Origin of the sequence: Raoultella sp. T31 (assembly GCF_002806725.1) — a bacterium.
In the GTDB taxonomy this organism is placed as follows: domain Bacteria; phylum Pseudomonadota; class Gammaproteobacteria; order Enterobacterales; family Enterobacteriaceae; genus Klebsiella; species Klebsiella electrica.
Genome location: NZ_PIBO01000015.1, coordinates 60825 through 72517, shown reverse-complemented (window position 1 = coordinate 72517; position 11693 = coordinate 60825). Strand labels below are relative to the sequence as shown.

The window sequence follows — 11693 nt, the reverse complement described above, 5'->3', positions numbered from 1 at the left end:
CGTGTAACATATTGGCGTTTATTTCCCGTCTGACGGTAAACTAGACAGTAGAATCATGGCCGGTTACCTGCCAGCAATATCATTCCGCTATATATAGAGAAAGAGCACATGGACCACTTTGAATGTATCAATGTTGAAGAAGCGCACCAGAAACTGCATCAGGCCATGGCGGTGCTGGTGGATATCCGCGATCCGCAGAGTTTTGCGATGGGGCATACGCCGGGTGCATTTCATCTGACTAACGATACGCTGGGCGCGTTCATGCGCGATAACGACGTTGATACCGCGGTGATGGTGATGTGCTACCACGGCAATAGCAGTAAAGGCGCTGCACAGTATCTGCTACAGCAGGGCTATGACAAGGTTTACAGCGTGGATGGCGGATTCGATGCGTGGCATCGTCATTTCCCGGCGGAAGTGGAACATGGCGCGCTTTAAGCATTAGTACGCCATACCGTCTTTGTGCAGATGGCATGGCTGCTTCAGGGATGCCCAGGGCGCGCCACTCCTGCAACTCGTATATACTAGCCCCCTTTGTGTGGAATAAGCGATCCGCCGTATGTTAATGATTACCTCTTTTGCTAACCCGCGTGTGGCCCAGGCGTTTGTCGACTATATGGCGACGCAGGGCATTATCCTGACCATTCAGCAGCATGATCAGAGCGATGTCTGGCTGGCCGATGAGAGTCAGGCCGGACGGGTGCAGGATGAACTGGCTCGCTTCCTGGAAAACCCCGCCGATCCGCGCTATCTGGCGGCCAGCTGGCAATCCGGGCAGACCAACAGCGGTTTGCACTACCAGCGTTTCCCTTTCTTTGCCACCCTGCGTCACAACGCCGGGCCGTTTACGTGGGTCATTTTGTGTGCCTGCATCCTGGTCTTTGCGCTGCAAAATATCATCGGCGATCGGCCGGTCATGCTGCTGCTGGCCTGGCCTTATGATCCGTCGCTGAAATTTGAAGTCTGGCGCTATTTTAGCCACGCTTTCATGCACTTCTCGCTGATGCATATCCTGTTTAACCTGCTATGGTGGTGGTACCTCGGCGGAGCGGTGGAGAAACGCATCGGCAGCGGTAAGCTGGTGGTCATTACCGTCATTAGCGCCTTGTTAAGCGGGTTTATCCAGCACCAGTTTAGTGGCCCGTGGTTTGGGGGATTATCCGGCGTCGTCTATGCGCTGATGGGCTATGTCTGGCTGCGCGGAGAGCGGGATCCGCAAAGCGGCATCTATTTGCAGCGCGGCCTGATTCTCTTCTCTTTAGTGTGGTTAATTGCTGGATGGTTTGATGTTTTTGGCATGTCGATTGCGAACGGCGCGCATGTGGCGGGTCTCCTGACCGGACTGGCGATGGCGTTTGTCGATACGCAACATGTGCGAAAGCGAACATAGGGCCGCCTTACCCGGCTCTCTGCAACGACAGCGCCTTTATGCGAGTCTTATAATTCCAGGGATATTTCATGAAACAAACACAACGTCATGACGCCATTATCGAGCTGGTAAAAAAACAGGGATATGTCAGCACGGAAGAGCTGGTTGAGCAGTTTGCCGTCAGCCCCCAGACCATTCGTCGTGACCTGAACGACCTTGCCGAACAGAAGATGATCCTGCGTCACCACGGCGGAGCCGCGCTGCCTTCCAGTTCGGTAAATACCTCCTGGCACGACAGGAAGGCCACCCAGAGGCAGGAAAAAGAGCGTATCGCCCGCAAGGTGGCCAGCCAGATCCCCGATGGTGCGACGTTGTTTATCGATATCGGCACCACGCCGGAAGCGGTTGCACATGCGCTGCTGGAACATAACGATCTGCGCATCGTCACCAACAACCTGAACGTGGCTACGACGCTGATGGTGAAAGAGGATTTCCGCATTATTCTGGCGGGCGGCGAGCTGCGCAGCCGGGATGGCGGCATTATCGGCGAAGCGACGCTGGATTTTATCTCCCAGTTTCGCCTTGATTTCGGCATTCTCGGTATCAGCGGCGTAGACAGCGACGGTTCGCTGCTGGAGTTTGATTACCATGAGGTGCGCACCAAACGCGCGATTATTGAAAACTCTCGCCACGTGATGCTGGTGGTGGATCATTCGAAATTTGGGCGCAATGCGATGGTGAATATGGGCAGCATCAGCATGGTCGATGCGGTCTACACCGATGTGATGCCACCGGCGGGCGTACTGAAGGTGATTAAGGACCACAATCTTCAGCTGGAACTGTGCTAAACGGCGTTAAACGCCGTATCCCATCATTTTAAGCAACCGCTGGGCGTGCTGTACCGCGTCCTGGCGGTGTGCAACTCCCAGCTTCTGATACAGATTACGAATGTGAGTTTTAATGGTCGTGGCCGCCACGTCCAGCTCACCGGCAATCTGTTCGTTGCTGTAGCCGGAATAGATTAGCCCCAGCACCTGCCATTCACGTTGGGTCAGCGGGCTGGTGCGAATCAGTTCCGGGACCTCCGGATGACTCAGTAACCGTTCAACAAAGCCCTCATCGAAGTGGGCAAACTTATGGCGATGGTGCTGGTTGATATCGCGCAGGATGCGCTGGGCGCGATGTTGTTCCAGCTCTGGTAGCGTATTGAGCTGAATAAGCTGGCGCAGCTGCTGCGCCATAGCTTCGCCTTCAATCACAAAGTGGTTGATGAAGCCGGTGCGGTTGGCGAGCGCGAGCGCCTCCAGCAGCACTTTCTGTGCTTCGCTTTTCCGTCCCGCCTGCCAGTAAAGCTGGTTGAGCAACAGCAGGTTGCGGTTAATATCGCTCATCAGGCGCAGCGAGCGGGCATTGTCGTTTAACTCTTCCAGCACCATTTCCGCCGAGTCAAAATCACCCAGCAGAATTTGCGCCCGGGCGATGTTGCGCCACTGGCTTTGCAGGAAGTGGTTATTAGCGAATTCCGGTTTCGGCGTCTGGCGCAGCCAGTTGGCGGCCGCGGCTTTATCTCCGACCATCTGCCAGTAGATAACCCGGACTTTATCGGCATTCGAGACCCAGTCGCTATGGTAGTGACCGTTGCCGAGCAGGTTTTCCAGGCGGTTGAGGTGGCTGCGGGCGTTATCCAGATCGCCACGCGCCAGCGAGCACTGCACCATCAGGGCCAGACACTGCAGCTGCTGCTGCGGCTGATAGCCAGACAGGACATTCATACCATTACGAGCGGACGCTTCCGCTTCGTCCAGACGCGCCCAGGCCCACAGCAGCTGTGAGCGAATACGTAGCAGGAATTCATGCATCGGCAGCTGTTCGAGATGCTGCTCGCGGATAAGCTGGAACGCTTTCTCCTGAACTTCCCAGGCGGCCTGCAGGAAGCCCTGGGCCAGGAGAATCTCGCTTTGCTGGATCATGCTCCACAGCGCGTAGTGCCAGATGTCATGGCGGCGTGCCATCTGCTCCGTCTGCTGCATGACCGCCAGCGATTTACTTAACTGACCTTTGCAATGCAGCACTTCGCCGTGGACCGATGTCGCAACAATTCGGCTGTAGTAGCAGGCCAGCGGCAGCTCTTCTAACGCAACCATCGCCAGACGTTCGGCCTCATCCTGATCGCCGGCATTAATAGCCACCTGTGCCCGCAGGGCGTTGAAATCGCCATGCATCGCGGTATCCATTTTTACGTTCATTTCCTGCTCGGCGCGAGCCAGCAGGGTGTTGACTTCGCTGTAACGGTGCTGGCTCTGCATCAGCCAGGCCTGTAACAAAATCAGCTTTGGGTTTTCCAGCAGGTTTGACCAGGGCAGCGCCGCCAGCGATTGTTCAAGCAGCCCCAGCTCGCTGTGGTTAAACATGCCCCAGGCGTGGTTCAGCAGAATATCACGCAGCATGTTGGCATCGCCGGCCGCCAGCGCGTGGTGAATGGCTTCGCTCGGGAAACCCAGCGCCATCCAGCCTTCGGCGGCGGAGCGGTGAATCTCCGGGAGTTCGATCGCCAGCTCCCACTGGCAGCGCTGGCGCAGGAAATTGCCAAACAGGGGGTGATAGCGGAACCATTCGCCGGAGTCGTCCATCCGCTGCATGAACAGCCCCTGACGTTCAATCTCTTCCAGCTGCATTTGCCCGTTTTCTTCCCCGGTCACGCGAACGATGAGCGCATCGTTCATGGAACGCAGCAGCGAGCTTTTCAGCAAAACATTACGCGTACGCGCGTCGACATTGTCCAGAACCTCATCCACCAGATAATCAGAGAGATGGCTGGCATTAATACCGGCAAGACGACGGGCGGAGTGGTGGGCGGAGGTGTTATTCTGGCGGGCTGAAAGGGCAATAAGCTGCAGCGCTGTGGCCCAGCCGGCGACATCGTCGCACAACCTGCTGCTGTCTTCAGCTTCGATTGGTGAGGCCAGGCGACAGTCGAAAAAGAGTTTTGCTTCCTGATGGGTAAACGCCAGCTGCCGGCTGCCAATTTCCAGCAGTTGTTCGCGCACGCGCAGGTTGGCAATGCCGAGCTGCGGCAGGTTACGCGAGAGCACCACCAGGGTCATGTTCTCCGGCTGATGACGGAGGAAGAAGCGCATCGCATCGTGAATCACCGGATTGTTGATCAGATGATAGTCATCAATCACCAGATACAGCGGGCGTTGCCAGTCGGCAAGTTCGATAAACAGCTGCGCAAAAAGCGAGGGCAGGCTGGCATACTGGCGTTTTTGCACCATGGTTTCGCTGGCCACGCAGTGGCCGCCGGTAGCCTGCTGAATGGCGGCGAGCAGATAGCTGGCAAAACGCTCCTGTTGGTTGTCGCCTTCATCCAGCGAAAACCAGCCGAGTTCATTTTTCCCCGCCGCCCACTGAGAGATGAGCGTTGTCTTGCCGTACCCAGCGGGGCTGGTGACCAACACGAGACGGTAATTGTTCGCGCCGGAAAGTTTAGCCAGCAATCGCTCGCGAACCACGGTGTGTTCAAGGCGGACTGGGCGACTTAATTTAGACGGAATCAACATAGTTAATCATTTCGCTGTGCAAGAGAGGATTTGCGATTTTTTTTGCGCTTCGTAATTAATGACCATTAAGGTCGACGATAATGAAAATTATTGCAAGTTATGTCCGGGTTTTATGCTCTTGAATTTGCACCAGGTCACAAATTCCCAATTAAAACCCTGCGGTTGTAAAACCGGTACCAGCACGCGTGGTTACTGGGTTTTCCCCGGTTCAGGTACGGGTAAAATAGCACTCGCGCCATTTTTTTGTAGTTGTATGTTTTTATTCGGTTAATTTCAGGCCAGTCTTATAAATAATCGTTTTGGCGTATTTGTGTCATGAGGAAGGATTATTTTTACACAATGCTTATTTTTATTTCGCGATAATCAGGTAACGGTGTTTTATGCAACGCGTTGTCTCGGCCTGTAACAAATTTTCTTCTGCTGGTGCAGAGCAACATAGTGTTCCTGTACGATGAATTTTTCAGCATATTTCTGGCGGAGAGCTACCGTTATAGTGGCCGAGATCACACTTTTCGCTCATCCCTGCTGCTCCTCCCTGCCTAATCCCCATCGGGATGAGGACGTTGCTTCAGGAGGTCGGCACACTAACGCCAACGTTTTAGTAAAGGACCCGGATTTCTTATGTCACAGACTTCTTTTAATAAAGATCAGTTTCAGGCTGCACTGACCCGTCAGTGGCAGCATTTTGGCTTACAGTCCGCTTCTGAGATGACCCAGCGTCAGTGGTGGCACGCCGTCAGCGGTGCGCTTGCCGAGCTGTTGGCAGCTCAACCGGTGGTGAAACCCGTCAAAGGGCAGCGTCACGTCAACTACATCTCAATGGAGTTTTTGATCGGTCGTCTGACCGGCAACAATCTGCTGAATCTGGGTTGGTATCAAGGGGTAAGCGATGAGCTGCAGGCGCATGATATTCACCTGACCGACCTGCTGGAAGAAGAGATCGATCCGGGTCTCGGCAACGGGGGACTGGGCCGTCTGGCAGCATGTTTCCTCGACTCGATGGCGACCGTTGGCCAGTCGGCGACCGGCTATGGCCTGAATTATCAGTACGGTCTGTTCCGCCAGTCTTTCGACGATGGTCAGCAGGTCGAAGCGCCGGATGACTGGGGGCGTAGCCGCTACCCGTGGTTCCGTCATAACGAACAGCTGGATGTGCAGGTTGGGATCGGCGGTAAGGTCAGCAAAAGCGGCGCCTGGGAACCGGCGTTTGTGATTACCGGCCAGGCCTGGGATCTACCGGTGCTGGGGTATCGCAATAACGTGGCGCAGCCGCTGCGTTTGTGGCAGGCGACCCATGCTCATCCGTTTAACCTGACCAAATTTAACGATGGCGATTTCCTGCGCGCAGAGCAGCAGGGCATCGACGCGGACAAGCTGACCAAGGTGCTTTACCCGAACGATAACCATCAGGCAGGGAAAAAGCTGCGCTTAATGCAGCAATACTTCCAGTGCGCCTGTTCGGTTGCCGATATTCTGCGTCGCCACCATCTGGCGGGGCGCAAGCTGGCAGAACTGGCGGATTATGAAGTTATCCAGCTCAACGATACCCATCCGACCATCGCGATTCCTGAACTGCTGCGTGTGCTGATCGATGAGCACCAGCTGAGCTGGGATGACGCCTGGGCTATGACCAGCAAAACCTTCGCCTATACCAACCACACGCTGATGCCTGAGGCGCTGGAGTGCTGGGACGAGAAGCTGGTTAAAGCGCTGCTGCCGCGTCATATGCAGATCATCAAAGAAATTAACGCCAGGTTTAAGAAGCTGGTCGAGAAAACCTGGCCTGGCGATAAGCCGGTGTGGGCGAAGCTGGCGGTGGTGCATGACAAGCAGGTGCGGATGGCGAACCTGTGCGTGGTCAGCGGCTTTGCGGTCAACGGCGTCGCCGCGCTGCACTCCGATCTGGTGGTGAAAGATCTGTTCCCGGAATATCACCAGCTGTGGCCGAATAAATTCCACAACGTGACCAATGGCATTACGCCGCGCCGCTGGATTAAACAATGCAACCCGGAACTGGCCGCGCTGCTGGATAAGACGCTGAAGAAAGAGTGGGTTAACGACCTCGATCAGCTGATCCATCTGGAGAAATATGCCGACGATGCGGCGTTCCGCCAGACCTGGCGTGAAATTAAGCTGGCTAACAAAGTTCGCCTGGCGGAGTTTGTTAAGGCGCGTACCGGCATCGAGATCAACCCACAGGCGATTTTCGATATTCAGATTAAGCGTCTGCACGAGTACAAACGTCAGCATCTTAATCTGCTGAACATTCTGGCGCAGTACAAAGAAATCCGCGAAAACCCGCAGGCGGACCGCGTACCGCGCGTGTTCCTGTTTGGGGCGAAAGCCGCACCGGGCTACTATCTGGCGAAAAATATTATTTTTGCTATCAATAAGGTGGCGCAAGCGGTGAATAACGATCCGCTGGTGGGCGACAAGCTGAAAGTGGTCTTCCTGCCGGATTACTGCGTCTCTGCGGCAGAAATGCTGATTCCAGCGGCGGATGTCTCGGAACAGATCTCCACGGCAGGGAAAGAAGCCTCCGGTACCGGCAACATGAAGCTGGCGCTGAACGGCGCGCTGACCGTCGGGACCCTGGACGGTGCGAACGTTGAAATCGCTGAACAGGTCGGCGAAGAGAATATCTTTATCTTCGGTAATACCGTTGAAGAAGTTAAGGCGCTGAAAGCGAAAGGTTATGACCCGCTGAAATGGCGTAAAAAGGATAAACTGCTGGATGCGCTCCTGAAAGAGCTGGAAAGCGGCAAGTATAGCGACGGCGACAAGCATGCTTTCGACCAGATGCTGCACAGCCTGCTGAAAGGCGGCGATCCGTACCTGGTGCTGGCGGACTTCGCCGCGTATGTTGCCGCGCAGAAGCGGGTGGATGCGTTGTACCGTGACCAGGAAGCCTGGACCCGCGCGGCGATTCTGAATAGCGCGCGCTGCGGCATGTTCAGCTCCGACCGCTCAATTCGCGACTATCAACAACGTATCTGGCAGGCAAAACGCTAAGGACAGGCCTATGGAGACTAAACGCCTTGATAACGCCGCGCTGGCGGCGGGAATAAGTCCTGACTACATCAATGCGCACGGTAAGCCGCAGTCGATTGCTGCGGCGACTAAACAACGTCTGCTGAATGCGATGCATCGTACAACAACCGCCGCGAAAGCGGCGGTTGTTCCGCTGCCGCCGGTGCAGGTTTTCACTCACGGCAAGAAAATGTCGCTGCCGGTCGCCGGTCGCGGGGAATTTCAGTGGATCCTCACGACCGAAGAGGGCAAACAGTATCAAGGCAACGTGCGTGGCGGGGAGAGCCTCCCGCTGCCAGCCAGACTGCCTGAAGGCTATCATTCGCTGACCCTGACTCAGGATGGCGAACGCTGGCATTGTCGGGCGATCGTGACGCCGGTGCGTTGCTATGAACCACAGGCCCTGAAAGAGGGGAAAAAACTGTGGGGCGCCTGCGTACAGCTTTATACGCTGCGCTCGGAGAAAAACTGGGGCATCGGCGATTTTGGCGATTTGCGCGCGATGCTGCCGGAAATTTCCCGGCGCGGCGGCGCGTTTATCGGTCTGAACCCGATTCATGCGCTCTACCCGGCAAACCCGGAGAGCGCCAGCCCCTACAGCCCATCCTCACGCCGCTGGCTGAACGTTATCTATATTGACGTCAACGCGGTCGATGATTTCCGTCAGAGTAAAGAGGCGCAGGCCTGGTGGCAATCGCCGCAGACGCAGCGGGCATTACAGGCCGCGCGTCAAACCGATGATGTGGATTATACCGCCGTGACCACGCTGAAAATGACCGCGCTGCGCATGGCCTGGAAACGATTTTCCGCCCGTCACGATGAGACGATGGCGGAGTTCCGTCAGTTCGTGCTTCGTGAAGGCGAAAGCCTGTACTGGCAGGCAGCGTATGATGCCCTGCACGCCTGGCAGATACAGCAAGATCCGCTCCGCTGGGGCTGGCCTGCCTGGCCAAAAGCGTATCAGGATATCAGCAGCCCGGAAGTGACAGCGTTTTGCACTGAGCAGGCCGATGAGGTGAGTTTCTACCTCTGGCTGCAGTGGCTGGCGTATTGCCAGTTCGCCGAATGCTGGCACACCAGCCAGCACGATGCGATGCCGATTGGCCTGTACCGCGATCTGGCGGTGGGCGTGGCGGAAGGCGGTGCGGAAACCTGGTGCGACCGCGAGCTGTATTGTCTGCAAGCCTCCGTTGGGGCACCGCCGGACATTCTTGGCCCGCTGGGGCAAAACTGGGGCCTGCCGCCGATGGATCCGCATATCATCGTCGCCCGTGCCTATGAGCCATTTATTGAACTGCTGCGCGCCAACATGCAAAACTGCGGTGCGTTGCGCATCGATCACGTGATGTCGGTTCTGCGTCTGTGGTGGATTCCGTATGGTGAAACCGCCGACCACGGCGCCTATGTGCAGTATCCGGTCGATGATCTGCTGTCGATTATGGCGCTGGAGAGTCAGCGTCATCGCTGTATGGTGATTGGCGAAGATCTGGGTACCGTACCGGTGGAGATCGTCGGCAAGCTGCGTAAGAGCGGCGTCTATTCCTACAAGGTGCTCTATTTCGAAAATGACCATGAGAAGACGTTTCGCGCGCCGCGGACGTATCCGCAACAATCAATGGCGGTGGCGACAACGCATGACCTGCCGACGCTGCGCGGCTATTGGGAAAGCGCAGACCTGACGCTGGGCAAATCGTTAGGTCTGTACCCTGATGAAGTGGTTTTACGTGGTCTGTATCAGGATCGTGAACGGGCGAAGCAGGGGCTGCTGGATGCACTGCATCAATACGGCTGTCTGCCAAAACGCGCCGGGCATCATGCCTCGCTGATGGCGATGACGTCGACCCTCAATCGTGGGATGCAGCGCTACATCGCGGACAGCAACAGCGCATTGTTGGGGTTACAGCCGGAAGACTGGCTGGAAATGGCCACTCCGGTCAATATCCCGGGAACCAGCAGCGAGTATCCGAACTGGCGGCGTAAACTCTCCACCACTCTTGAGCAGATGTTTGCCGATGAGCGGGTGAATAAGCTGATTAAGGATCTGGATAAGCGGCGCAAAGCTGTCGCTAAGAAGAAGTAGTGCCGCCATTTCCCCGGCATCACCGGGGAAATGGTAGCAAAGGGCTAACAAAAAGGCCGGGTCGCACATGCGGACCCGGCCTTTTTTATGCGGATACCTGGCTTACACCACCATCCCCAGCAGCAGACAGCCAATCAGGCCGCACACTGAGATAATGGTTTCCAGCACCGACCACGACTTAATGGTTTCTCCGATGGTCAGGTTGAAGTATTCCTTAAACAGCCAGAAGCCCGGATCGTTAACGTGAGAGAAGATAACGCTGCCGGAGCCGACGGCAATAACCATCAGTTCCGGACTGACGCCGGTGGTGGCAATCAGCGGGGCGGCAATCCCGCCGGCGGTGATGGCGGCAACGGTCGCAGAGCCGAGCGCAATACGCAGTACCGCCGCGATAGACCAGGCCATAAACAGCGGAGACATGTTGGATTCATGCATGATAGAGGCGATGTATTTATCCATGCCGCTATCGACCAGCACCTGCTTGAAGGCACCGCCGCCGCCGATGATCAACAGCATCATGGCGATAATTTTGATAGACGAGGTCAGCGTGTCGTTGATCTGCTCCATCGAACGCCCACGGTTCAGGCCGAAGGTGAACAGCGCGATGAGGACCGCAATCAGGGTCGCCATGACCGGGTCGCCGAAGAACTCGGCAATCGGCAGGAAGGCGTGGCCTTTCGGCAGGATCATTTCGGCAACGGCACGCATCGCCATCAGGATAACCGGTACCAGTGAGGTCCAGACGCTGACGCCAAAGCCCGGCATCTCTTCTTCGGTGAAGGTTTTCGGGTTGTGCAGCCCTTCCGGAATCGGCTTATCGATGCCTTTCAGGAAGCGGGCGAAAACCGGACCGGCAAGGATAACCGTCGGGATAGCCAGAATCGTACCGTACAACAGGGTTTTGCCCATATCGGCGTGGAAGATAGTGGCAATCGCCGTTGGGCCCGGGTGCGGAGGCAGGAAACCGTGAGTCACGGAGAGCGCGGCCGCCATCGGCACGCCGACGTACAGCAGCGGGATGCGGGCAGATGCGGCAATGGTGAACACCAGCGGCAGCATCAGCACGAAGCCAACTTCGTAGAACAGCGCGAAGCCAACGGTAAAACCGGTCAGCACGACGGCCCACTGGATATGCTTCTTACCGAACTTAGCGATTAAGGTTGTGGCAATCCGCTGAGCGCCGCCGCAATCCGCCAGCAGCTTACCGAGCATAGCGCCAAAGCCCATGATCAGCGCGAGACTGCCGAGGGTTCCCCCCACGCCGTTTTTAATGGATACGATGACTTTATCCAGAGGCATACCTTGCATAAGCCCGACGGCGAGCGCCACCAGAACCAGAGCGATGAAGCCGTTCATTTTGAAACGGATCATCAGCAGCAATAACAGGGCAACCCCGATAGCAACGATGACTAATGGCATAATTTACCTGGCCTTTCATTTGTTATGGGTAACGTCAAATTTCAATCTTCTTTCGTTTGCTCCGCCTGGGCTGGCAAACGGTACGGCGCCATAAAATCGACTATCACTCCTGTAAGAAAGGATAGCTGGCTATTTTTATAGCAGCGGTGCCTGAAAGAGATGATACGGGTAACATATGCGGGTTGAGAATCACCCGGCGAGGTAAAATTTTAAATATGAGACTTAAGTCATACTC

Annotated in this window: 7 protein-coding genes; 5 read left to right on the top strand and 2 right to left on the bottom strand. The window is 56.0% G+C overall.

Annotated features, from left to right (window positions below; genetic code table 11):
* Positions 1 to 108: 108 nt before the first annotated feature.
* The 3 genes from glpE to CWM52_RS12755 all read left to right on the top strand — a co-directional run bounded on the left by glpE (position 109) and on the right by CWM52_RS12755 (position 2217).
* Positions 109 to 438, top strand: a complete 330-nt coding sequence (gene glpE / locus CWM52_RS12765) for a thiosulfate sulfurtransferase GlpE (protein ID WP_032690433.1) — start codon at positions 109 to 111, stop codon at positions 436 to 438.
* A 121-nt stretch (positions 439 to 559) separates the two neighbouring features.
* Entirely contained in the window at positions 560 to 1390 is an 831-nt protein-coding gene (glpG, locus tag CWM52_RS12760; RefSeq protein ID WP_100684454.1) for a rhomboid family intramembrane serine protease GlpG, read from the top strand.
* Between the two features lie 68 nt (positions 1391 to 1458).
* Positions 1459 to 2217, top strand: coding sequence for a DeoR/GlpR family transcriptional regulator (locus tag CWM52_RS12755; RefSeq protein WP_100684453.1), 759 nt, complete (start codon positions 1459 to 1461; stop codon positions 2215 to 2217).
* A gap of 6 nt (positions 2218 to 2223) precedes the next feature.
* Here the strand turns inward: CWM52_RS12755 and malT are convergent, their stop codons facing one another.
* Entirely contained in the window at positions 2224 to 4929 is a 2706-nt protein-coding gene (gene malT / locus CWM52_RS12750) for an HTH-type transcriptional regulator MalT (protein WP_100684452.1), read from the bottom strand.
* 621 nt (positions 4930 to 5550) lie between these two features.
* Here malT and malP point away from each other — a divergent pair.
* Positions 5551 to 7941, top strand: a complete 2391-nt coding sequence (malP, locus tag CWM52_RS12745) for a maltodextrin phosphorylase (protein WP_100684451.1) — start codon at positions 5551 to 5553, stop codon at positions 7939 to 7941.
* Between the two features lie 10 nt (positions 7942 to 7951).
* The gene (malQ, locus tag CWM52_RS12740) at positions 7952 to 10039 is read left to right on the top strand and encodes a 4-alpha-glucanotransferase (RefSeq protein ID WP_100684450.1); all 2088 of its coding nucleotides are present in this window, start codon (positions 7952 to 7954) and stop codon (positions 10037 to 10039) included.
* A gap of 102 nt (positions 10040 to 10141) precedes the next feature.
* On the opposite strand, the gene gntT is transcribed toward malQ, so the two are convergent.
* The gene (gene gntT, locus CWM52_RS12735; RefSeq protein WP_100684449.1) at positions 10142 to 11458 is read right to left on the bottom strand and encodes a gluconate transporter; all 1317 of its coding nucleotides are present in this window, start codon (positions 11456 to 11458) and stop codon (positions 10142 to 10144) included.
* Positions 11459 to 11693 lie beyond the last annotated feature (235 nt).

Excerpts from the sequence above, each read along its gene's own strand:
- CWM52_RS12755 (WP_100684453.1), top strand. The coding sequence starts at position 1,459 with ATGAAACAAACACAACGTCATGACGCCATTATCGAGCTGGTAAAAAAA.
- malP (WP_100684451.1), top strand. The coding sequence starts at position 5,551 with ATGTCACAGACTTCTTTTAATAAAGATCAGTTTCAGGCTGCACTGACC.
- malT (WP_100684452.1), bottom strand. The coding sequence starts at position 4,929 with ATGTTGATTCCGTCTAAATTAAGTCGCCCAGTCCGCCTTGAACACACC.
- malQ (WP_100684450.1), top strand. The coding sequence starts at position 7,952 with ATGGAGACTAAACGCCTTGATAACGCCGCGCTGGCGGCGGGAATAAGT.
- gntT (WP_100684449.1), bottom strand. The coding sequence starts at position 11,458 with ATGCCATTAGTCATCGTTGCTATCGGGGTTGCCCTGTTATTGCTGCTG.
- glpG (WP_100684454.1), top strand. The coding sequence starts at position 560 with ATGTTAATGATTACCTCTTTTGCTAACCCGCGTGTGGCCCAGGCGTTT.
- glpE (WP_032690433.1), top strand. The coding sequence starts at position 109 with ATGGACCACTTTGAATGTATCAATGTTGAAGAAGCGCACCAGAAACTG.